General features: G+C 62.1%; 23 protein-coding genes, 4 tRNA genes and 1 pseudogene. 11 read left to right on the forward strand and 17 right to left on the reverse strand.

Annotated features, from left to right (window positions below; translation table 11 throughout):
- Window positions 1-222 (forward strand): annotated as a pseudogene (locus GQ59_RS20115) (amino acid ABC transporter ATP-binding protein); the annotation flags it as partial.
- A 50-nt stretch (window positions 223-272) separates the two neighbouring features.
- On the opposite strand, the gene GQ59_RS20120 reads toward GQ59_RS20115, so the two are convergent.
- A complete protein-coding gene (locus GQ59_RS20120) occupies window positions 273-929 on the reverse strand; it encodes a hypothetical protein (RefSeq protein ID WP_037084735.1) in 657 nt (218 codons plus the stop codon).
- 261 nt (window positions 930-1,190) lie between these two features.
- Window positions 1,191-1,502: a putative quinol monooxygenase gene (locus tag GQ59_RS20125; RefSeq protein WP_037084460.1), complete on the reverse strand. Its 312-nt coding sequence runs from the start codon at window positions 1,500-1,502 to the stop codon at window positions 1,191-1,193.
- A gap of 137 nt (window positions 1,503-1,639) precedes the next feature.
- On the opposite strand from GQ59_RS20125, the gene GQ59_RS30685 reads away from it, so the two are divergent.
- Complete coding sequence (locus GQ59_RS30685) at window positions 1,640-1,822, forward strand: hypothetical protein (protein ID WP_051904093.1); 183 nt, start codon at window positions 1,640-1,642, stop codon at window positions 1,820-1,822.
- Window positions 1,823-2,152: 330 nt separating this feature from the next.
- Here GQ59_RS30685 and GQ59_RS20135 read toward each other — a convergent pair whose 3' ends face one another.
- A complete protein-coding gene (locus GQ59_RS20135; RefSeq protein ID WP_037084462.1) occupies window positions 2,153-2,476 on the reverse strand; it encodes a hypothetical protein in 324 nt (107 codons plus the stop codon).
- A gap of 146 nt (window positions 2,477-2,622) precedes the next feature.
- Here GQ59_RS20135 and GQ59_RS32015 point away from each other — a divergent pair, with 146 nt between their 5' ends.
- Entirely contained in the window at window positions 2,623-2,832 is a 210-nt protein-coding gene (locus GQ59_RS32015; protein WP_152564404.1) for a hypothetical protein, read from the forward strand.
- A gap of 84 nt (window positions 2,833-2,916) precedes the next feature.
- On the opposite strand, the gene GQ59_RS20145 is transcribed toward GQ59_RS32015, so the two are convergent.
- The 6 genes from GQ59_RS20145 to GQ59_RS20170 form a co-directional block, all read right to left on the reverse strand.
- Window positions 2,917-3,300: a DCC1-like thiol-disulfide oxidoreductase family protein gene (locus GQ59_RS20145; RefSeq protein ID WP_037084466.1), complete on the reverse strand. Its 384-nt coding sequence runs from the start codon at window positions 3,298-3,300 to the stop codon at window positions 2,917-2,919.
- Between the two features lie 573 nt (window positions 3,301-3,873).
- Window positions 3,874-3,950: transfer RNA gene (locus GQ59_RS20150), tRNA-Arg, on the reverse strand.
- A gap of 44 nt (window positions 3,951-3,994) precedes the next feature.
- Window positions 3,995-4,300 (reverse strand): ETC complex I subunit, encoded by a 306-nt coding sequence (locus tag GQ59_RS20155; protein WP_037084467.1) that lies wholly within the window; start codon window positions 4,298-4,300, stop codon window positions 3,995-3,997.
- A 52-nt stretch (window positions 4,301-4,352) separates the two neighbouring features.
- Window positions 4,353-4,429, reverse strand: a tRNA-Pro gene (locus GQ59_RS20160).
- A 103-nt stretch (window positions 4,430-4,532) separates the two neighbouring features.
- Window positions 4,533-5,012 carry a DUF192 domain-containing protein gene (locus GQ59_RS20165; RefSeq protein WP_037084469.1) on the reverse strand — a complete coding sequence of 160 codons (480 nt, stop codon included), beginning with the start codon at window positions 5,010-5,012 and terminating at the stop codon, window positions 4,533-4,535.
- On the reverse strand, window positions 5,012-5,590 hold the full coding sequence (locus tag GQ59_RS20170; protein WP_037084473.1) for a cold-shock protein: 579 nt from the start codon (window positions 5,588-5,590) through the stop codon (window positions 5,012-5,014). Before GQ59_RS20170 ends, GQ59_RS20165 begins: the two co-directional genes overlap by 1 nt.
- Before the next feature lie 222 nt (window positions 5,591-5,812).
- Between GQ59_RS20170 and gloA the strand changes: the two genes are divergently transcribed.
- The 4 genes from gloA to GQ59_RS20190 all read left to right on the forward strand — a co-directional run bounded on the left by gloA (window position 5,813) and on the right by GQ59_RS20190 (window position 7,407).
- On the forward strand, window positions 5,813-6,253 hold the full coding sequence (gloA, locus tag GQ59_RS20175) for a lactoylglutathione lyase (RefSeq protein ID WP_037084475.1): 441 nt from the start codon (window positions 5,813-5,815) through the stop codon (window positions 6,251-6,253).
- 168 nt (window positions 6,254-6,421) lie between these two features.
- Window positions 6,422-6,976, forward strand: a complete 555-nt coding sequence (locus GQ59_RS20180; protein WP_152564405.1) for a hypothetical protein — start codon at window positions 6,422-6,424, stop codon at window positions 6,974-6,976.
- A 121-nt stretch (window positions 6,977-7,097) separates the two neighbouring features.
- Window positions 7,098-7,172, forward strand: a tRNA-Glu gene (locus GQ59_RS20185).
- 160 nt (window positions 7,173-7,332) lie between these two features.
- Window positions 7,333-7,407: transfer RNA gene (locus tag GQ59_RS20190), tRNA-Glu, on the forward strand.
- A gap of 49 nt (window positions 7,408-7,456) precedes the next feature.
- Here the strand turns inward: GQ59_RS20190 and recJ are convergent.
- The 5 genes from recJ to GQ59_RS20215 all read right to left on the reverse strand — a co-directional run bounded on the left by recJ (window position 7,457) and on the right by GQ59_RS20215 (window position 12,915).
- Window positions 7,457-9,289, reverse strand: a complete 1,833-nt coding sequence (gene recJ, locus GQ59_RS20195; RefSeq protein ID WP_037084480.1) for a single-stranded-DNA-specific exonuclease RecJ — start codon at window positions 9,287-9,289, stop codon at window positions 7,457-7,459.
- An 88-nt stretch (window positions 9,290-9,377) separates the two neighbouring features.
- Window positions 9,378-9,656, reverse strand: a complete 279-nt coding sequence (locus tag GQ59_RS20200; protein ID WP_152564406.1) for a hypothetical protein — start codon at window positions 9,654-9,656, stop codon at window positions 9,378-9,380.
- Window positions 9,657-9,784: 128 nt separating this feature from the next.
- Entirely contained in the window at window positions 9,785-11,107 is a 1,323-nt protein-coding gene (locus GQ59_RS20205) for a homoserine dehydrogenase (RefSeq protein WP_037084482.1), read from the reverse strand.
- A 60-nt stretch (window positions 11,108-11,167) separates the two neighbouring features.
- Complete coding sequence (locus tag GQ59_RS20210) at window positions 11,168-12,385, reverse strand: LL-diaminopimelate aminotransferase (RefSeq protein WP_037084484.1); 1,218 nt, start codon at window positions 12,383-12,385, stop codon at window positions 11,168-11,170.
- Between the two features lie 128 nt (window positions 12,386-12,513).
- On the reverse strand, window positions 12,514-12,915 hold the full coding sequence (locus tag GQ59_RS20215; protein ID WP_037084486.1) for a hypothetical protein: 402 nt from the start codon (window positions 12,913-12,915) through the stop codon (window positions 12,514-12,516).
- Between the two features lie 123 nt (window positions 12,916-13,038).
- On the opposite strand from GQ59_RS20215, the gene GQ59_RS20220 reads away from it, so the two are divergent.
- The 4 genes from GQ59_RS20220 to radC are packed head-to-tail and all read left to right on the forward strand — an operon-like array spanning window position 13,039 to window position 17,296.
- Complete coding sequence (locus GQ59_RS20220; RefSeq protein ID WP_037084487.1) at window positions 13,039-14,895, forward strand: PHA/PHB synthase family protein; 1,857 nt, start codon at window positions 13,039-13,041, stop codon at window positions 14,893-14,895.
- Window positions 14,896-14,907: 12 nt separating this feature from the next.
- Window positions 14,908-15,627 carry a DNA/RNA nuclease SfsA gene (gene sfsA / locus GQ59_RS20225; RefSeq protein WP_037084489.1) on the forward strand — a complete coding sequence of 240 codons (720 nt, stop codon included), beginning with the start codon at window positions 14,908-14,910 and terminating at the stop codon, window positions 15,625-15,627.
- Between the two features lie 25 nt (window positions 15,628-15,652).
- Window positions 15,653-16,489 (forward strand): type I methionyl aminopeptidase, encoded by an 837-nt coding sequence (gene map, locus GQ59_RS20230; RefSeq protein ID WP_037084490.1) that lies wholly within the window; start codon window positions 15,653-15,655, stop codon window positions 16,487-16,489.
- Between the two features lie 3 nt (window positions 16,490-16,492).
- Window positions 16,493-17,296, forward strand: coding sequence for a RadC family protein (gene radC / locus GQ59_RS20235; protein ID WP_037084492.1), 804 nt, complete (start codon window positions 16,493-16,495; stop codon window positions 17,294-17,296).
- Between the two features lie 9 nt (window positions 17,297-17,305).
- On the opposite strand, the gene GQ59_RS20240 is transcribed toward radC, so the two are convergent.
- From GQ59_RS20240 to GQ59_RS20250, 3 genes are read right to left on the reverse strand one after another with little or no spacing between them, the layout of a single operon-like run.
- Window positions 17,306-19,117, reverse strand: a complete 1,812-nt coding sequence (locus GQ59_RS20240) for an ABC transporter ATP-binding protein (protein ID WP_037084737.1) — start codon at window positions 19,115-19,117, stop codon at window positions 17,306-17,308.
- Between the two features lie 11 nt (window positions 19,118-19,128).
- Window positions 19,129-19,893, reverse strand: coding sequence for a DUF1028 domain-containing protein (locus tag GQ59_RS20245; RefSeq protein ID WP_037084493.1), 765 nt, complete (start codon window positions 19,891-19,893; stop codon window positions 19,129-19,131).
- 3 nt (window positions 19,894-19,896) lie between these two features.
- Window positions 19,897-21,681, reverse strand: a complete 1,785-nt coding sequence (locus tag GQ59_RS20250; RefSeq protein WP_037084496.1) for a gamma-glutamyltransferase family protein — start codon at window positions 21,679-21,681, stop codon at window positions 19,897-19,899.
- Window positions 21,682-21,697: the final 16 nt, after the last annotated feature.

The raw sequence follows: 21,697 nt of genomic DNA on the forward strand, positions 1-21,697 counted from the left end.
CCGGAAATGGTCAAGGAAGTGCTGGATACGATGGTGAGCCTTGCGGAAGAAGGCATGACCATGCTGTGCGTCACCCACGAAATGGGCTTTGCCCGCCAGGTCGCCCACCGGGTGATCTTCATGGACCAGGGCCAGATCGTCGAACAGAACTCGCCGGCGGAGTTCTTCGACAACCCGCAGCACGAGCGCACAAGGCTCTTCCTGAGCCAGATCCTGCACTGACAACTTTACGGGCACGCAATAACGGGGCGCTTCGGCGCCCCGTTTTCGTTTCACCAGCGGAAGGAATAACGAGCATTGACGCTCGTGACCGGTTCGGGCGCATCCGAGCTGCGGTCAAGCGCACCGCTGACCGTCATGTACCGGCCGAGTCTCTTTTCCACGGCGACGCCTGCCCCAACTGTGCGAAACCCGTTGCTGCCGCTTGCCCGCCCGACCAGCGCCGTGCGGCTTGGGCTATGCGACAGGCGAACCGACTGGCTCGTATCGAGGCCGCGCCATTCTCCCGAGGTCCCGTCATACCGCAGGCCGTAGCTGCTGCGCCTCTCGATGTCGATCGTCGGCGTGGCGATTTCCTTTTCGTAATAATTCATGGTGATCCCGGCGCTGCCGGTATTGCCGTCGAGATCGACACCGACGCCGCGGTTCAGTTGATAGGCAGGCGTCTGAATCTTTTCCGCCGTGAAATTGCTCCAGAACGTGATGGGCGTATCCACGGGAGTTCCGCTCGTCGACGTATCGACACCCATCGACACGCCGGCCTCGGTTTCGAGCCGGGTCGGCAGCTTGAGGCCGAGCTTGACGGAGTAGCTGGTGTCGGAATTGCGGATCGGCTTCCAGATCAGTGGGACGTCTTCCGCAAACCCCAGGCTCGCCGTCAAAAAATACCCAAGCGCCAAAACCGCGCCAGCGGATGATATCCTTTTCATATAAATCCCCACTCGAAGCTCAAAACAAGCAAAGGATCCGGGCAGTTCGAACTGCCCGAATGAAAACCATTTCAATGGGTTGAAGGCGTTTCCGAGGGCCATGGCCGCTCAAACGCCGATCTGTCTTCCGCTCGCATGACGCTACGGAACCGACGACATCCATCATACGAAACAATGCGACAATTCCGAATCCTCAATACGGCAAGAATGGGGTTTCGGGGCCTCGCCACTTCGGGCGGCAACGGCAGCCATGTTCAGCCGTTACTCAAAACGCTCGTCTGTGTGTTGCACCGACGCCGATATGACATTGTCGATAACGACGTGGGACAGAAGTATCGGCCCCACGGCCCAAAGCGCTCGCATATGATCGGTATCCTCATGTCGGCGATGCGCTTCCTCGCTGGTGAAGGCCTCCGCGAGCAGGATCTTGTCGGGATGATCCGGCATCGGGACCAGTTCGATATAAAGACAATCGGGATCGAGCCTGCTCTTCTCCAGATGCTCACGCGCCGCCTCGAGATATTGCTCGCGTTTGCCGGGCTTGGTCGTGAAAAATCCGATGATGCATTTCATCTTCCCCTCCCACGGTCCCCCCGACCGGCGATGGATCGGAGATACGACGGCTTGGAGTATAGGCCCATACGCAGCTGAGGAACAAATCGCCTGACATCGCGTTCAACGCGGCATCCTATCAAGCGGAGAGCGGACATATGAACCTCAAGCTCGCATTGGGCGTGGCACTTGGCCTGGCCTGCACATCGATCGCAGCTGAAGCCCGGTCAGATTTGCGGCTCTACGGAGCGGTGCCCGTGGAAAGCAGCCCTCACCTCATGCAGGCGTACAACAGGGCGCTGACGCGATGCCTTCCCGAAGCTGGTCTGGCAGAGGCCTAAGCGATCGCCGAGGCCAGCCTGCCGGCGGTGCGGCTGCGGGGTTGCTTGTATCGAAATGGGTTCTTCTACCGGGGCGTCTATGCATATCCGGTCGCCATGTCTGTCTACCGCATCAGGTAGTCTCGCGGATCAGTCGGAACGGGGCGATCTGATCAAGCGTGGCGACCCCTGCGAGCCTGCGCCGAAATCAATCACCTAAGGCGCGGTGGGACCAAATACCGGCCCAATGATATCATTATCGAAATAGAAACGGCTGGTCGTACCGGTTGATGGGCCCACACGGGCAGCTGTCATCCCTTCCAGCGATCCCTGCTAATGCGGGTGCCAAAGCTATCGCCCCGCCTCATCGGTATCTCCCCGCAGATGCTTAGACGCGATGATCGCGTTTCGCATCAGCGCGACCAGCCACACGACGAACAGGATTGCTCCAGTTAAAATCGTCGCCGGCAAGTAGAGTGAAAACTGGTGGAGGCTCGCAAGGAGAGCGGCCTCAAAAGGGTATACGAGCGACACTTCGGGCGGGCAGATCGCTCCAGAGCGAAATTCTGGCCTGCATCCGCTCGCATAAGCAATCCCCTCCGCAAAGAAGGCAATCAGCAAGGGCGACAGCGAATACAACGCAATGAGCAACAGTGAGATGACGAACTTTCTCATAGATGGATTCCAATAACCTACCCAGGGCGCGTAGGCGGCTGGAGGTCACTATAGTCCAGCTCCGGCCGCACCTCCCAGCAGATTTAGTCGTTCCTGGCGGAAGCTCTTCCGCTTGCCCAGGTTGCTTAGGCTTCTATCTCCCCTCGATGACCAACGTTCCTGCCCCTACTGTCGCCGCCGGCGACGAGAGCCGTCACCTGTTCTGCCAGATGGCGATCGAGATCCCCTTGCAGGATCTGATACAGGCTGCCGTGAAAGCTGGGTGGGAAGAGACCGAGGGGCTGACGGCGATCATCGAGGTGGCTGATACCTTGTGCTGGCTCACGGGTCGAACGCGGAGCTCGACGCGCTGCTGAAAGCGCTGAAGCGGAACCTGGACTGATCCGTCGTTTTGTCACGCCGCGCAGAGGGACCAAAGCAGAGCCCCTCCCGGGAATGGTTCAATATCCCATCTTACTGCGGCCCAGGAACCGAAGCGCGAGCGCGCGGCCGGATCTCAGCAAGGGATAAGCCGCCCGGGACACGGTCGGGTGGCGGAAGATAAAGCTGTTGAAGCGGTTGAACCTATCGCTCCCTGTGGAGAGAAGAGCGAGTCGCGTTAGACACTCAGCTCCGAAGTAGATCTTTCCGCCCTGTATCATCGCCATGGTGTGGTCAAGGACAACACCTGCCGAGCGGACGCTCTCGACGGAAGGGTGATTGTCTCGGGCGTTGACAAGCTCGACCTTCCCCACCGCGTCCCGCAACTTCAGCAGCTTGACATATTCCGAGCAGAACGGGCATTCGCCGTCATAGATGATTGTCAGGGCCGGGCGGTCGGACATCGATATTTTCTTCACTTCCCGAAACGGATTCGACGAGGTTCTAGCCCTTTACATGGGGAGGATCGAGACCGTTGATCTCCTCGAACATGAAGGGGTCGCTCGGCAGATGGTGAGGTCGTAAGCAAACCGCAAGATTGCCGAGCGTTTTTCGCGATCCGGAAGCAAGGCTGGTCCGGAATCCGGTAGATCTCCGAGGTGTCCTCTGCATCCCCCAATCCCTTGAGGGAGTCCATCAAGGCGACTCCGACCGGCGATCTGGCGTTCCTCACAACGGAGCGCGGGAAGCCCTTCAGTTCTGGAGCATCCTTCGGGAATTGGTTCGCCAAACAGTGTAGTGCCGCCAAGCTGCCGGATGAGTGACGGGCACATGGACTGCGAAAAGCCGGCGCTGCGATCGCCGCCGTTGAGGGGCGACAGCTCACGAACTGATGGCAATGTTCAGCTGGTCACGCATGTTTATGGCAGAGGTCTACACGCGGGGCGCATCGGAACGCCTGTCGAATAGGATATAGGTCGCACCTCAATCCCGGACCGGTCGCACCCTTAGCAATTTCAGTGACTTAAGCAGAGATTTGGCGACCCCTGCAGGACTCGAACCTGCGACCTGCTGCTTAGAAGGCAGCTGCTCTATCCAGTTGAGCTAAGGGGCCGATCTCGTTTGCAGCGCCGGGTAAGAGCCCGAGCGGCTGAAAAATCAATGCGTCCAGGGCTGGGTGCGGCTGAAGCGGAAATTGTCGGTGTAGGAAACGATCTGGCGATTCGGATCCTTCGGCTGGATGACGCGGTATTCGATGCCTTCGCGCTTGGCATAGGCTTCCGCCTGTTCCTGGCTTTCGAATGTCAGCCGAACCTGCTGCTTCATGTCGCCTGAGGATGTGTAGCCAAGGATCGGATCGATGCGGCGAGGCTGTTCCTGGTCGAATTCCAGCACCCAGAGATGGGTCTTGGCCTTGCCGGACTGCATGGCGGTCTTTGCGGGACGATAAATCTTGGCGGCCATTCCTGTAACGCTCCATGGACTGGAACGGATGAGGAGCCTCACCTGAAAGCGTTGGTCGGAGTGGAGAGATTCGAACTCCCGACCCTCTGGTCCCAAACCAGATGCGCTACCAGACTGCGCTACACTCCGTTCCTACGTTGGTTGCGAGATACACGGTTCCCCCTTGTGCCGCAACAGCAAAATGGAACCGCAGTGACGCTAAAGCAAACAAGCCGAGGATAACCACAGGGGATCACCACTGATTGCCGATGCGTTTGCTGATCACCTTGTCGCCCACCTTGAGCCCAAGCGACTTCGAGCGGCCGGCATTGAGCTCCAGCACAAATTTCACAGGCCCTCGCGAATCGATGATGTCGCGCGAATAGGGCACCGCGTTCTCTCGGATATGCGAGATCGTGCCGTCGCCCTGGATGAACAGCATGTCGAGGGAAAGGATGGTGTTCTCCATCCACATCGAGACCGGCCGCGGCGTGCCGAAATCGAAGAGCATGCCGGCATCCGGAGCCATCACCTTGCGGTACATCAGCCCCCGCTCGCGCTGGGCATCGGTGAATGCGAGTTCGACGGAAAACTTGTAGGTCTGCCCGGCAGCAGTCCTGATCGAAAGCTCCTCGCGCGGAAAGGTCACGTCCTGCGCGACCGCGCTGTCCGCCAAGATGAAAAAAAGCGCCGCAAGGGCGCTTTTCAGAAACGATGAGAACGAGACATGCATCAGTGCGACCGGCTCACGGGATTGGGATTATCTGGGTGGATTTCCGCCGCCATCAGGCCCTTGTCACCCGGTCCGAAGCGCACCAGCACGACCTGGCCCGGACGCAGCTCGGTGAGGCCGAAGCGGCGCAATGTTTCCATGTGCACAAAGATATCTTCCGTCCCCTCGCCGCGCGTCAGGAAGCCGAAGCCCTTGGTGCGGTTGAACCACTTCACCAAGGCCCGTTCCAGGCCGCTGGTCGCAGTCACCTGCACGTGGGTGCGCACTGGAGGAAGATCCGAGGGATGGACGGCAGTGGACTGATCCATGGACAGGATGCGGAACGCCTGGTAGCCGCGATCACGCTTCTGGATCATCGCGACGATGCGCGTGCCTTCCAGAATGGTCTGGTAACCGTCTCGACGAAGGCAGGTCACGTGCAGAAGCACATCCTGCATGCCGTTGTCTGGAACGATGAAGCCGAACCCCTTCGCCACATCGAACCACTTGACGACGCCAGTGATTTCGATCAGCTCGACCGGCTCGCCCGGGAGCTCTTCGAAACTGCCAACGTCCTTCGATGACATTCTGTCTGCCATATCCTGTCGGCCCCTCGATTACGCGTTACGACGTGACGATCAACTGATTCTTAGAGGATAGATTAACATCCTGCTAACCATCTAGCGCAAGTCCCTGCCTTGGCTTTATCCACCTTCATCTCTATATAGAGTGGCTTGCTCCAGGCTGGCGTCTGCGCCATATCCAGCAAGGACCCGAACGCGGTCTATTGGCGACTGGATTTATCGGAGGAAGACACCATAATGCGTTATCTTCATACCATGGTCCGGGTGAAAGACCTGGACGCCTCACTTCATTTCTACACCACCGTTTTCGGCCTGAAAGAGGTCCGGCGCATCGAGAACGAGAAAGGCCGCTTCACGCTGGTCTTCCTCGCTGCCCCCGACGATTTCAGCGAAGCCAAGGACGTTCTCGCCCCCTGCGTCGAGCTGACCTACAATTGGGACACCGAGGATTATACCGGCGGTCGCAACTTCGGTCACCTCGCTTATGAGGTCGATAACATCTACGATTTCTGTCAGCACCTTTCGGACAACGGCATCACCATCAACCGTCCGCCGCGCGAAGGCCGGATGGCCTTCGTCCGCTCGCCGGACGGCATTTCGATCGAACTCCTCCAGAAGGGCGACAACCTGCCGGTCGCCGAACCCTGGGCTTCAGCTCCGAATATCGGCAGCTGGTAAAACTTTTCAACGCGGCGGCTTCCTTTTTACTCAACCGCCGCGTTCTTTCCCCAACCTTGCCCCAGGCTAACGTCGCCTGCCCCGGCCGGCTTGTCCATGGCGCTCTTCCGCGAGATGCTCGGGCACGATGATTCGCGGCATGAAGCCCGCGACAGGAGCCGACGGGGCATGCCTTTGCCAAAAACACCTTTCCTCTGTTCGAACGCCCGCATGACGCTGGCAATCGTCTGCCTTTCCGCGCTGACGATCAGCGGCTGCACCACCACGAAAAAGACCGCTGACGCCACGACGCCGGCGCCGCGCACCACGGTGGCGGCGAGCGCCAAGGGCATCCCTGCCAAGGGCGGCACCACGGCTTCGAACCGCCGTGCCGATTCGGCCATCCCCAAGGCAGAGGCGCAGGCAGCCCAGGCACCGGTCGCAACCGCGCAGGCCGCCGTTCCCACCGCGGAAAATACGTTCCCGCCGGCACCGGCACAGCCACATCAGGCCTCGATCGCGGGCCTTGCGACGCAATCGACCGGCGTGCGCGCCGACAGCGGTACGATCTTTTCGGCAAACCCGCCGATGGCTGCAGCCGCCCCATCCGGCAACGGACCGGTTCCGGCCAATCTGCCGCGGCGGAATTTCAACGCCACCACCGCCAGCGTCTACAGCATGCCGCAGGCCACGCCCGCCGCAACCTGCGGGACCGACGCTCAAGGCACTCCTTTAAGCTGCTGATTTGACGCCATTTTCATTCAAACAGCCGGCGCCGGAGAAGCCGTCATTTTTTTGTAAAAAAGATGGCTTTGGCGCTTGCAGGAAAGAAATCCCCTCTCTATAAGAGCGCCACGAAGCGCAGGCGCCCTTCGTCTATCGGTTAGGACACCAGATTTTCATTCTGGGAAGAGGGGTTCGACTCCCCTAGGGCGTGCCACTTCCACCTCCCCCAAGCTTTTGTTTTCGTTTCCGTATCCAGCTTCCGCGCGCCGTTTTTCAGCCGCGTGATTTTTTGCGTATGCAAGCGCTGGAAAATGCAATTTTGCGCTTGCGGGATAGAAACACCCTGACTATAAGGGCGCCACCACGAAGCGCACGCGCCCTTCGTCTATCGGTTAGGACACCAGATTTTCATTCTGGGAAGAGGGGTTCGACTCCCCTAGGGCGTGCCACTTCCTCTCCCTTTAAGAGCAGATTTTCCCTTAAAAACCTGAACGTTCCCTACGGCGCCTTCACCGCGTCGAGCAGGCGAAGCTGCATCCGGCGCGTGCCCTGCCACTGGTCGGCGCTGAGGCAGCCGGCGGCGTGGATCTGCGCGCCCCTGGAGTTCAGCAGCATATTGCCGAGCGGTGTTTCGGCGGCCCGGAAGGCGATCCCTTCAAGACGCGAGCCGTCGGCCGCCTCCAGCGTCACCTTGATATGAGCGGTCCCAACCAGGCGGGCATCCTTCAGCCTGTGAGCGGGGATCGCGAAAACGGGTTGCGAATGACCGGAACCATAGGGACCGGCCTGTTCGAGCTGGTCGAAAAGTTCGAGCGTCGCGCCGGAAGCGGAAAGCGCGCCGTCGATCTTCAGCACGTGGTTGGCGACCAGCGCCGGAACGCCCTCGCCCGCCATCTCCTCGAAGAAGGCGCGCAGGCGGCCGAGATTGCTGCGCTCGACCGTCAACCCCGCCGCCATGGCGTGGCCGCCGCCCTTGACGAGCAGGCCGGCATCGACGGCCGCGCGGACCATCCGACCCATGTCGAAGCCGTTGATCGAGCGGCCGGAGCCCGTGCCCTTGCCGGAGGGATCGAAGGCGATCGCGAAAGCTGGCCGCTTGAATTTTTCCTTCAGCCGCGCCGCGATCAGCCCGACGATGCCGGGATGCCACTTGTCGCGCGCCGTGACGATGACGTTTGCCCCCTCGCCGTTGCCGTATTCGGCCAGCACTTCGGCTTCCGCCTCAGCGAGCATGGCGGCCTCCATGGCCTGCCGTTCGCGGTTGAGGTCGTCCAGCCGGCCGGCGATCTCCTCCGCCTCGATCGGATCTTCGAGCGTCAACAGGCGGCTGCCGAGCGCCGCGTCGCCGATCCGGCCGCCGGCATTGATGCGCGGGCCGATCAGGAAGCCGAAATGATAGGGCGTCACCGGACCCCCGAGCCCCGCCTTGCGGAACAGCGCCGAAAGCCCGGCATTGCCCATATGGCGGGCCGCAAGCAGGCCCTTGACCACGTAGGCGCGATTGAGGCCCTTCAGCGGCACCACGTCGCAGACGGTCGCCAACGCGACGATATCGAGCCAGGCGAGCAGGTCGAGCGATCCGACGCGCGGATCGCCAATCTGGCGCATGTGGCGCGCGGCGGCGACCAGAACCAGGAAGACGACGCCGGCGGCGCAGAGATGGCCCTGGCCCGAGAGATCGTCCTCGCGATTCGGATTGACGAGCGCCAGGCACGGCGGCAGCTCATGGCCGAGCTGGTGGTGGTCGATGACCACGACGTCACAGCCCTCGTCACGCGCCGCGGCAAGCGCATCATGGCTGGTGGAGCCGCAGTCGACCGTGACGATGAGGCCCGCGCCATTAGCGATCAGCTGGCGGATTGCCGCCGGATTGGGGCCGTAACCCTCGAAGATGCGGTCGGGAATATAGATTTCCGCTTCGACGCCGAAATGGCGGAGGAACCGGTAGAGCAATGCAGAAGAGGACGCGCCGTCGACGTCGTAATCGCCGAAGATCGCGACCTTCTCCCGCCTCGCGATCGCGTCGGCAAGCCGCAGCACCGCCTTTTCGCAATCGGTCAGGGTGTAGGGATCAGGCATCAGCGAGCGGATGGTCGGATCGAGGAAAGCGGGGGCATCGTCGAGCGTAACGCCGCGACCGGCAAGTACGCGGGCGACGAGATCGGGGATGCCGTGGATCTGGGCGATCGCCAGCGCCCGGTTCTGGGCTGCCTGATCGAGACGCGACACCCAGCGCTGGTCGCCCGCGGAGCGTTCGACGCCGAGGAATGCGCGCGGGACGGGATCAACCGTTTCAGCCGTGGACGAAAGCGCAGAGAAAATTCTGGTCATGGAGCGCTTTTAGCGTATCGCGGGTGCGAGAGGAATCGATTTGACGAGATCGTCGGTTGGATCTCGCGATCTCTCGATAACCGGCCGATCACAGCATCGACCAGACGAACGCCGAGCCGCTGATGCCGGCAGCGACGGCGAAGAAGACGATCAGGAAAACAAAACTCCGCCGACCTTCAAGACCGTCGCCATGCGCCTGATCATTGGCATGGACTAAGCGCATGGGCCGAGAGCCATGCGGCTCGGGGAGGATGCCGCCGAGTTGCAGACGGTATCCCTTGTTCCGCGTGGTCATTTTCCGCGTATTCATGGCCCGCATCTTCATGGCGATCGCGCAAGCCTCCTCGGAAGTGATTGCCAGCGACAATCTACGTCCGGAGCCCTTTAGCGGCCAGTCAGTGAGCCTTTGCGGCCTTGCTTTTCACAGACGTTCTGGAAAGGTTCCGGCGTTACCCACAGGAAACGGCAGCGCCGGCTTCTCGAAGCGACCTGTTTCTAAAAAGCCTTCGGGCGTTCGATGCGAATCACCTGGGGTTCGCCAACGAGATAGTTCTCGGCCTTGATCGCATCGACAGCCTTGCGGATCGAATCCTCCATCGTCGCATGGGTGACGAGAATGATCGTCTTCGGCGTGTCCGCCGCGGCGTCCGGTTTGGCCCGCTGCATGATCGATTCCAGCGAGATGCCGTTCTCGGCCATACGGGCAGCGATACTGGCAAAGACCCCGGTGCGGTCGGCGACCGTCAGGCGGATGAAATAACCGCCCTCATGGCTCTGCATGCGGGCGCGCCTATAGGGCGCCAGCGACGCCGCCGGTGTGCCGAGGACCGGAACGCGCTGTGCGCCCGGGCTGCTCTTAGCGATATCGGCGATATCGCCGAGAACGGCGGACGCGGTTGCATTGCCGCCGGCGCCGGGGCCGACCATCAGCAGTTCACCAAGGATATCGGATTCGATCGCCACCGCATTGGTGACGCCATCGACCTGGGCGATGACGGAGTCATGCGGCACCATGGTCGGATGGACGCGCTGCTCGATGCCGCTGTCAGTCAGCTGGGCGACGCCGAGCAGCTTGATGCGGTAGCCGAGATCGGCCGCGGCATGAATGTCCTCGATCGAGATATTGCTGATGCCTTCGAGATAGATCTCGTCGGCGGCGATCTGCGTGCCGAAGGCAAGCGTCGTCAGGATGGCGAGCTTGTGGGCCGTGTCGTTGCCCTCGATATCGAAGGCCGGATCAGCCTCGGCATAACCGAGGCGCTGCGCTTCCTTGAGGCAATCGGCAAAAGACAGGCCTTCCTTCTCCATCCGGGTCAGGATGTAATTGCAGGTGCCGTTCATGATGCCATAGACGCGCGACACGGTATTGCCGGTCAAGGACTCGCGAAGCGCCTTGATGACCGGGATGCCGCCGGCGACGGCCGCTTCGAAATTGAGAAGAACGCTTTTCTCTTCGGCGATCTTGGCAAGCTCGACACCGGACGCTGCAAGCAGCGCCTTGTTGGCCGTCACCACGTGGAGACCACGGGTGAGCGCCGCCCGGACGGAATCGGCGGCCGCGCCCGAAGCACCGCCCATCAATTCCACGAAGACGTCGATATCGGCCTCGTTGGCCATCTTTTCCGGCGTGTCGAACCATGTGATGCCGGAAATATCGATGCCGCGGTCGCGCGACCTGTCGCGTGCGGTTACCGCCGTAATCTCGATCGCCCGGCCGCATGTCGTTGCCAATTCATTCGCGCGGGTCTGGATGATCCGGACGAGCGAGGCACCCACAGTGCCGAGACCCGCAATGCCGACTTTGAGGGCGTCTGCCATGCTATTCTTCCTGATTGCCTGGGAGGCGGCCCGTCGGGGCCGCCGGAAATGCTGGTCCGATCAGCGGCGCGTGTTGAGCGAGATGACGTTGTGCATCGTCTCGTCGGCCGTCGACAGGAACTTCTTGATGTTGCGGGCCGCCTGGCGGATGCGGTGTTCGTTCTCGACGAGTGCCAGACGAACATAGTCATCGCCCATCTCGCCGAAACCGATGCCCGGCGCAACCGCGACGTCCGCCTTCTCGACGAGGAGTTTCGAGAATTCGAGGCTGCCGAGGTGGCGGAACTTTTCCGGGATCTTGGCCCAAGCGAACATGGTGGCTGCCGGCGGCGGCACTTCGAAACCGGCCTTGCCGAAAGAGTCGACCATCACGTCGCGGCGGCGCTTGTAGACGTTGCGGACTTCCGCGATATCGGAACCGTCGCCGTTGAGGGCATGGGTCGCGGCAACCTGGATCGGCGTGAAGGCACCGTAGTCGAGATAGGACTTGACGCGGGTCAGCGCCGAGATCAGCCGCTCGTTGCCGACCGCAAAGCCGATGCGCCAGCCGGGCATGGAGAAGGTCTTCGACATCGAGGTAAACTCGACGGCGATATCCATCGCGCCGGGTACCTGCAATACGGACGGTGGCGGTTCGCCTTCGAAGTAGATTTCCGAATAGGCTAGGTCCGACAGTACGATGATGTCGTGCTTCTTGGCGAAGCTCACGACTTCCTTGTAAAAATCCAGCGAGGCGACATGCGCCGTCGGGTTGGATGGATAGTTGAGGATCAGCGCCAAGGGTTTTGGGATCGAATGCTTCACTGCGCGCTCGAGCGGGGGAAAGAAGCTGTCGTCCGGCTCGACCGACATGGAGCGGATCACGCCGCCGGCCATCAGGAAGCCGAAGGCATGGATCGGATAGGTCGGGTTGGGGCAGAGGATAACGTCGCCGGGCGCGGTGATCGCCTGCGCCATGTTGGCGAAGCCTTCCTTGGAGCCGAGCGTCGCAACGACCTGGGTGTCCGGGTTGAGCTTCACGCCGAAACGGCGGGCGTAATAGGCGGCCTGGGCGCGGCGCAGGCCGGGAATGCCCTTGGACGACGAATAACGATGGGTGCGCGGGTCCTGGACCACTTCGCACAGCTTGTCGACGATCGCCTTCGGCGTCGGAAGGTCGGGATTGCCCATGCCGAGATCGATAATGTCCGCGCCACCCGCTCGCGCGCTGGCCTTCAAACGGTTGACCTGTTCGAAGACGTATGGCGGCAGGCGTCGGACTTTATGAAACTCTTCCATCTTTCTCCCCGTGGAGGGCGCGCAGCGTCAGACGCGACGCGCCGGTGTCGCATGATTGGCGATTTTTTGCTTTGCGACCAAAAGCGCCGAAAGGCAAGTGCTATTTGCCGATATGAGGTTGGGCCGGACTACTTGGCGATGTTGGCCAACGCGTCCTTGCCGTGCTCGGCGGCGAGCTTGCGGTATTCGGCAACCCGGCGCTGATATTCGGCTTCCGAGATCGAGCCGGACCGGCGCAGGCGGGCGAGCGACGCAAGGCGCGGCTCGGACTTGTTGTAATCCTCGTCCTCGATCTGCTCGGCCGCAGCGCGCAGCGTCGGATCGAAGCTCGGATAGACGCCGGTGTTCTGCCTGGTGACAGGGCCCGGCGGCGGCGCGGTCTTGGTCTGGACGACCACGGCCGGCGGTGCGGTGTTCGGAATACCGTCATCCAGAGCAAAGATGTTGCTGTTGCAGCCAGCCAGCAGAGAGAGCGCGCCAAGACCGATGAAAAGCGGTAAGCTGCCGATCCGATGCCTCAGTTTTTCCATTTCCGTAACCCAGTTTCCGTCATCGGCCAAATGCACCTGAAGGCGCCGATCGCTGGCACTTGTATTCGCTTTCAGGCACAATGTACAAACGAAAACAACTAACAAACTGTGGGGAGGCCGCACGTGGCGGAAAAGACCGACGACAAAGGGCAGACCGGACAGGAATTTCCGGGATTCGACCCCAAATCGGTCGAGGCCTACGTGGTCAAGGACCCGCAGGCACTCGCCATGAACTTCGCCCGGGCGCTCGAAAATCTCGGCAAGGCGGCATCGGAATGGCTCGGCCCGCGCGAACGCGGCGAGATCGGCGATTCGGTCGACCCGATGACCGACCTCGTGAAAACCCTTTCCAAGGTCACCGAATACTGGATTTCGGATCCGAAGCGGACGCTCGAAGCCCAGACCCTGCTGTTTTCCAGCTATATCGGCATCTGGACCCGCACGCTCAATCAGTTTTCGGGGCAATACTCCGGCCAGCCGGTCGCCTCCGAGGCCGACAACCTGCCGAAGGACAAGCGGTTCGCTGATCAGGACTGGGCAAAGAACCCGTTCTTCGCCCTCCTCCGGCAGCTCTATCTCGTCACCGCCTCCTGGGCCGACAAGCTGGTCAACGAAGCTGAAGGGCTCGACGAGCATACGCGGCACAAGGCCGCCTTCTACGTGAAACAGGTGACGGCGGCCCTTTCGCCGGCCAATTTCGCGCTCACCAATCCGGAAGTGTATCGCGAGACGGTGGCCAGCAACGGCGCCAACCTGGTGGCCGGCATGAAGATGTTCGCCGAGGATATCGCCGCCGGGCGTGGTGACCTGAGGCTGCGCCACACGGACGCGACCAAGTTCGCAGTCGGCCGCAACATGGCGCTGACGCCGGGCAAGGTGATCGCACAGAGCGAGGTCTGCGAGGTCATCCAGTACGAGCCCTCGACGGAAACGGTGCTGAAGCGCCCTCTCCTCATCTGCCCGCCGTGGATCAACAAGTTCTACATCCTCGACCTCAACCCGCAGAAGAGCTTCATCAAGTGGTGCGTCGACCAGGGCCACACTGTGTTCGTGATCTCCTGGGTCAATCCGGACGAACGGCATGCAAGCAAGGACTGGGAAGCCTACATGCGCGAAGGGATCGACTTCGCGCTGACCACGGTCGAGAAGGCTACTGGCGAAAAACAGGTCAACGCGATCGGTTATTGCGTCGGCGGAACGCTGCTTGCCGCGACGCTTGCCTATCACGCCCAGAAGAAGAACAGCCGCATCGCATCGGCGACCTTCCTCACCACCCAGGTGGATTTCACCCATGCGGGCGATCTCAAGGTCTTTGTCGACGAAGAACAGATTTCGGCGATGGAAAAACAGATGAATGCGATCGGCTATCTCGACGGTTCGAAGATGGCGACCGCCTTCAACATGTTGCGCGCTTCGGAACTGATCTGGCCCTATGTGGTCAGCAACTACCTGAAGGGCCAGGAGCCGATGCCCTTCGACCTGCTCTACTGGAATTCCGACAGCACGCGCATGGCGGCTGCCAACCACGCCTATTACCTGCGCAACTGCTATCTCGACAACAACCTGAGCAAGGGCCAAATGAAGCTCGCGGGAAAGACGATCTCGCTGAAGGACATCAAGATCCCGATCTACAATCTCGCCACCCGGGAGGACCATATCGCCCCGCCGAAATCGGTCTTCCTCGGCTCCTCGCTGTTCGGCGGTCCTGTGGATTTCGTGCTGACCGGTTCGGGCCACATCGCCGGCGTCGTCAACCCGCCCGACAAGCAGAAGTACCAGTACTGGACCGGCGGGAAGGCCGAAGGCCAGTACGAGGACTGGCTGACGGATGCAGAGGAAAACAAGGGATCCTGGTGGCCGCACTGGCAAGCCTGGGTCGAGGCCAAGGACGACGAGCGCGTGCCGGCCCGCAAGCCCGGCGGCAAGGCGCTGAATGCGATTGCCGATGCGCCTGGCACCTATGTGCTGGAACGCATCTGACCCTATTCGCAGATGCGCTTCGATCCCCCACTGGTGCCTGCCACCCTCCTGCAGCGCTATAAGCGTTTCCTGTTCGACGCCGTGCTGGCGGATGGCACGCCGTTTACCGGCTCGTGCCCGAATACCGGTTCGATGCGCGGGCTGACGACGCCAGGCTCGAAGATCTGGGTGTCGCTGCATGACAGCCCCACCCGCAAATACCGGCACATGTTCGAGATGGTCGAGTTGGACGGCGAGCGCGTCGGCATCAATACCGGCCTGCCGAACCGGCTCGCGGAAGAGGCGATCCGCGCCGGGCTGATCCCGAGCCTTCGCGGCTATGAGACGATCCTGCGCGAACAGCGCTACGGCAGAAATTCCCGCATCGACTTCCTGCTTCTGGGCGGCGACATGCCGAATGCCTATGTGGAGGTGAAAAACGTCCACTTCTGCCGCGAGCCGGGGTTGGCGGAATTTCCCGACACCGTGACCAAGCGCGGCGCCAAACATCTGGAAGAACTGGGCGACATGGCGCAGGCCGGTCACCGGGCGGTGATGATCTACCTCATCCAGCGGCACGACTGCTCGCGTTTCCGCATCTGCGCCGACCTCGACCCGTTCTACGCACTCGCCTTCGAGCGTGCCAAATCCCGCGGGGTGGAGGCCTATGCCGTGCATTGCCACGTTTCACCGGAGGAAATCGTGCCCGCGGGGCTGATCACCATGGACGAACGGGGCTCGGCTGTTTTATGAACGGAGAGATTGCGAGAGAAGAACCATGGTCAACTATATCGAGGCGGTCTCCGCCCCCCTGAAGAATACGGGTGCGATCCGGCTCTACACTGCGGAAGACTTTGCCGGGATGCGCAAGGCCTGCCTGCTGACGGCGCGCTGCCTCGACGAGCTGGCGGCGATCGTGCAGCCCGGCGTCACCACCAATGCCATCGACCGCTTCGTCTTCGAGTTCGGCATGGATCACGGCGCGCTGCCGGCGACGCTGAACTATCGCGGTTACACGAAATCATCCTGCACCTCGATCAATCACGTCGTCTGCCACGGCATTCCGGACGACAAGCCTTTGCGGGAAGGCGATATCGTCAACATCGACGTCACCTATATCCTCGACGGCTGGCACGGGGATTCGAGCCGCATGTATCCGGTCGGGCAGATCAAGCGCGCTTCCGAGCGCCTGCTCGAAGTCACCTATGAATGCCTGATGCGCGGCATCGAGGCGGTCCGTCCCGGCGCGCGCACGGGTGCTATCGGCGAGGCGATCCAGACCTATGCGGAAGCGGAGCGCTGCTCGGTAGTGCGCGATTTCTGCGGCCACGGCGTCGGCCGGCTGTTCCACGACTCGCCCAACATCCTCCATTACGGCCGTGCCGACGAAGGCCCGGAAATGAAGGAAGGGATGATCTTCACCATCGAGCCGATGATCAATCTCGGCAAACCGCATGTGAAGGTGCTTTCCGACGGCTGGACGGCGGTCACCCGCGACCGGTCGCTGTCGGCGCAATACGAACATGCGATCGGCGTCACCGCCACCGGCTGCGAGATCTTCACCTTGTCGCCCGGAGGCTTCGACCGGCCCGGCCTGCCGCCGCTTTCGAGGTAACGGATGGCCAACCGGTCCGCTCCTCCCCCGGACGAACAGACGTCCTTCATCGAGGACGAGCGCGGTTTTTTCTCCGAACAGCTGACCAAGCCGAAAGCCATCAAGAAACCGGCCTCGATGGACGACGAAGAGTCGGGCGCGCATTACCACGGCCATCGCGAACGACTCAAAACCAAGTATCGCGAACATGGCGATACCGGACTGGCCGACTACGAGATTCTTGAACTCCTGCTGTTCCGGTCGATCCCGCGCCGCGATACGAAACCGCTTGCCAAGGCGCTGATCGCCCGGTTCGGAACGCTTGCCGGCGTTCTGGGGGCACCGCTCGGATTGCTGCAGGAGGTCAAGGGCGTCGGCGAGGCGGTGGCGCTCGACCTGAAGCTCGTCGCGACCGTCGGTCATCGGATGCTGAAAAGCGAGCTGCGCGGCAAGCAGGTCCTGTCTTCCTGGTCCTCGGTCATCGATTACTGCCATGCGATCATGGCCTATGAACCACGCGAACAGTTCCGCATCCTCTTCCTCGACAAGCGGAATGCGCTGATCGCCGACGAGGTGCAGGGCCATGGTACCGTCGACCATACGCCGGTCTATCCGCGCGAAGTGGTTCGTCGGGCCCTGGAGCTCTCGGCGACCGCTCTTATTCTGGTCCACAATCACCCCAGTGGTGACCCGACCCCTTCCCGCGCCGATATCGACATGACGAAGACGATCGTCGACACCGCAAAACCTCTCGGCATCACGGTGCACGACCACATCATCATCGGCAAGGACGGGCATGTCAGCCTGAAGGGTCTCAGGCTGATCTGAATTCTCGCCTCAAGCCACCTGCACCATGTGGCCTGCAGACACTTCACGGTACTCGCGCACCGGCGGCTGGAAACCCATCGGACGGACCGGGCTCTTCAGCTCGTCGTTGGAGATGCCCCGACGGATGCCGCGACGGGCCGGATCCGGCACCGGGACGGCGGCCATCAGCTTTTTTGTATAGGGATGCTGCGGATTGTCGAAGACCGCGGCGCGCGGGCCGATCTCGACGATCTCGCCGAGATACATCACCGCCACCCGATGGCTGACCCGTTCGACCACCGCCATGTCATGGCTGATGAACAGGAAGGCGAGGTTGAGGTTCTGCTGCAGGTCGAGGAGCAGGTTGCAGACCTGTGCCTTGATCGACACGTCGAGCGCCGAGACGCTTTCGTCCGCGACGATCACCTTCGGATCGAGCGACAAGGCACGGGCAATAGCGATGCGCTGGCGCTGGCCTCCTGAAAATTCGTGCGGATAACGGCCTGCCATGTCGGGCGACAGGCCGACCTTGCGGAGCAGGTCGGCGGTCTTTTCCTTGGCGTCCTTCGCGTTCCCGAGCTTGTGTTTGACGAAGGGTTCGGAGATCGCCGCGCCGACCGTCATGCGCGGATTGAGCGACGAGAACGGATCCTGGAAGATCATCTGGATGGTCTTGCGCATATCGCGCAGGCCCGTCTGGTCGAGGCGCAGGACATCGTAACCGTCGAGCGCCACGTCGCCGCTGGTCGGCTCGATCAGCCGCATGATCGAACGGCCGGTCGTCGACTTGCCGCAGCCGGATTCACCGACCAGTGACAAGGTCTCACCCTGGAAGAGGTCGAAGGAAATGTTCTCGACCGCATGGACGGAACCCGTCTGCGTTGCGAAAAGTCCGGAACGGACGGCGAAGCGGGTGACGAGGTTCTTCACCGCCAGAACCGGGGTCTTGCGGGTATCAACGGTGCCTGCGACTTCCTTGGGTTCGGCGGTCTCGCCGGTATTGATGTCGACGACCGGGAAACGGGTCGGCCATTTGCGGTCCTGCATCGAGCCTAGCCGCGGCACGGCTGAGAGAAGCGCACGCGTATAGGGATGTTTGCCGCGATGGAATATTTCTTCGGTGGGACCGCTCTCGACCGCCTCGCCGCGATACATGACGATGGTGCGGTCGGCGATCTCGGCGACGACGCCCATATCATGGGTGATGAAGAGCACCGACATGCCCTCCTCTTCCTGGAGGATCTTGATGAGGTCGAGGATCTGCCCCTGAATGGTGACATCGAGCGCGGTGGTCGGTTCATCGGCGATCAGCAGCCTGGGTTTCGAGGCCAGGGCCATGGCGATCATCACACGCTGGCGCATGCCGCCGGAGAACTGGTGCGGATAGTCGTCGAAGCGCGCGCCGGCATTCGGGATGCGGACCTTTTCGAGCAGCCGCACGGTTTCGGCGCGTGCCTCGGATTTCGACATGCCCTTGTGGCGGGTCAGCACTTCCGAGATCTGCCGTCCGATCGTGAAGATCGGGTTGAGCGATGTCATCGGCTCCTGGAAGATCATCGAGGCATCGTTGCCGCGCACGCCGCGCATCTCCTTTTCGGAGATCGACAGGAGATCCCGGCCGGAGAGCAGGAGGCTGCCCTCGATCCTGCTGGTGTTTGCGGCCAGCAGACGCATGATCGACAGCGAGGTAACGCTCTTACCGGAGCCGCTCTCGCCGACGATCGCCACCGTCTCGCCCGGGTGCACGTCGAAGGAGACGTCGCGGACGACGCTTTTCCATTCACCGTCGACCAGGAAGGATGTCGTCAGGTTCCTGACGGAAAGAACAGGTGTCTCGGTCATCGGTGCTTCCGTCATTGGGGCTTCCAGGGGGTGGCGAAGGAGGCCGATGCGCGGCCCTCCGCCTCGCGGGCGGCTTCCAGCTCGGCGATCTTCTGGTCGATGATCCGGCGGTCGGTCATGCCGTGCGGGTTTTCGCGGGTGGGCATGGTTTCGGCGACATGCAGGAAACGCTCCTGCGCCACTGCATAGAGACGGCGCAGTTCGCCGAGCGGATCGGTGTGGTCGTCGGCATTGATGCGCAGCCAGGGGTAATCCTGATCGCGATAGAGAACCATCGCGGCGGACTGCTTGCCACGCTTGTCGCCGCCGGCTGCCTCGCCGGCATCCATGGCGGCGAGCAGGCGCTCGGCGAGCGGCGCGCCCTCGGCCGCCTTTTCCTTGTAGACCCGCAGCGTCTCGGCGATCACCTGCGGTCCGGCCAGCATGTTGCCGGCAACGGAGACGTTGTCGTCGACCAGATGGCCGGCCCAGTCGACGCAGATCTCGCCGGTATAGGCGGCATTGCGGCCGTGGGCGTCGATCAGATGAAACTGGCGCTGGCGCCGGCCGTCATCACGCGCCGTCAGTGTCTCGATGATCTCCTGCGGGCTCCTGCCCTCTTCCAGCAGTTTCAGTCCGTCGGTGCCGTAGAGCGGGCTGACAAAGGCCTGGGTGGCGACAGCCCCCACCCTGCCCTTGATATGCGGGACTGCGGCGCCGACCGCGAAGAAGCGGCTGGCGACGGAAATCCCGAAATGACCCGTTTGCGGATCGCGTGCGACGATCGACCATGTCATGGCTTATCTCCCGACCGCATAGGCCTGCATCAGGCGCGGTGTTGCCGCCGCCCGCAGCAATCCGTCCGCGTCGCGGCGCGCCGCGGTCAGCCGGCCGACGCTCCAGGGATCGGCAACGGTGATCTGATGGCCGCGGCGACGCAGCTCGTCGAGCACGTCGGCGCCGATATTGCTTTCCACCATGATGTTTCCCGGCTGGCTGGTGCGGGGATAGAAGGAGCCGGGGAAATGGGTGGTGTGGAATAGGGGCATGTCGATCGCCGCCTGCAGGTTCGGCTTGTGGTGGACGTAACGCAGGAAAAACGGCAGCTGCCACTGGTCCTGCTGGTCGCCGCCGGGCGTGCCGAACACCAGCGTCGGGCGACCCTGATGCAGCGCCAGCGACGGGGTGAGCGTCGTGCGCGGGCGTTTTCCCGGTTCCAGCGAAGTCGGCAGGCCGGGCTTCAGCCAGAACATCTGGGCGCGGGAATTCAGCGCGAAACCGAGGCCGGGCACGATCGGCGAGGACTGCAGCCAGCCGCCGGACGGCGTGGTGGAGACCATGTTGCCCCAGCGGTCGATGACGTCGATATGCACGGTGTCGCCGCGCTTTTCGGTCAGGTGCGACATGGTCGGCTCGTAGACGGCGCCCTTACCGCTGACTTCGGCGAGCATGCCCATGGTGAGGTCGAACTGGTGGTCGTAACCGGGGACGCGGCCCGGCCGCAGCTCCAGCGAGGCCTGGCTGCCGATCAGCTTGCGGCGCTCGGCATTGTAGCCTTCCGACAGCAGGTATTCGGTCGGGATCTGCGCGAAATCCGGATCGCCGTAATAGACTTCGCGGTCGGCGAAGGCGAGTTTCATGGCCTCGACGACGACATGCACGAAATCCGGTCCGGCCGGATCCATCGCCGAGAGGTCAAAGCCCTTCAGCAGCGCCAGCGATTGCAAAAGCACCGGCCCCTGCCCCCAGGCCGGCGTCTTGGCGACGGTCCAGTCGTGATAGTCATAGGTCTGCGGCGCCTCGACCGTCGCCCTCCAGTTGGCCATGTCGTCGGCGGTCAGCACGCCCTTGTGGCGGGCACCGCTCGCATCCATCACCTCAGCCATCGAGACATAACGGTCGATCGCCTCCGCCACAAAGCCGCGGTAGAAGGCATCGCGGGCTGCTTCGATCTGGTTTTCGCGGCCGGTCTTGGCCTCGGCCTCGGCGATGACGCGCTTCCAGGTCTCGGCGAGCACCGGGTTTTTGAAATTGCTCTGCGCTTCGGGCGCCACGCCGCCCGGAAGCCAGGTCGCGTAGGAGGTCGGCCACTCGGTCTCGAAGAAGTTCGCCAACCCCTTGATGGTGGCGGAAACGCGGGCGAGCATCGGGTGGCCGTGCTCGGCGTAATAGATCGCCGGCTCCAGCACGTCGCGGACGCTCATCGTGCCGTAGTCGCGCAACATCAGCATCCAGCCGTCGAAGGCGCCGGGAATGACGGTCGCGAGCAGGCCGTCGCCGGGGATCAGCTTCAGGCCTTCCGACGTGTAGTGCTCGATGGTGGCGCCGGCCGGCGCAGGTCCCTGGGCGCAGATGACTTCGACCTTGTCCTTCTTCTTCGAGTAGAAGACGGCCGGCATGTCGCCGCCCGGGCCGCAGAGATGCGGCTCGACGATCTGCAGCACGAAGCCGGTCGCAACCGCCGCATCGAAGGCGTTGCCGCCCTTTTCGAGGATCGCCATGCCGACGGCCGAAGCGATCCAGTGGGTCGAGGTGACGACGCCGAACGTGCCGAGGATTTCCGGCCGTGTGGTGAATTCAGTCATGGATATTGGTCCTTTC

It is taken from the genome of Neorhizobium vignae, from assembly GCF_000732195.1.
Lineage (GTDB): Bacteria > Pseudomonadota > Alphaproteobacteria > Rhizobiales > Rhizobiaceae > Neorhizobium > Neorhizobium vignae.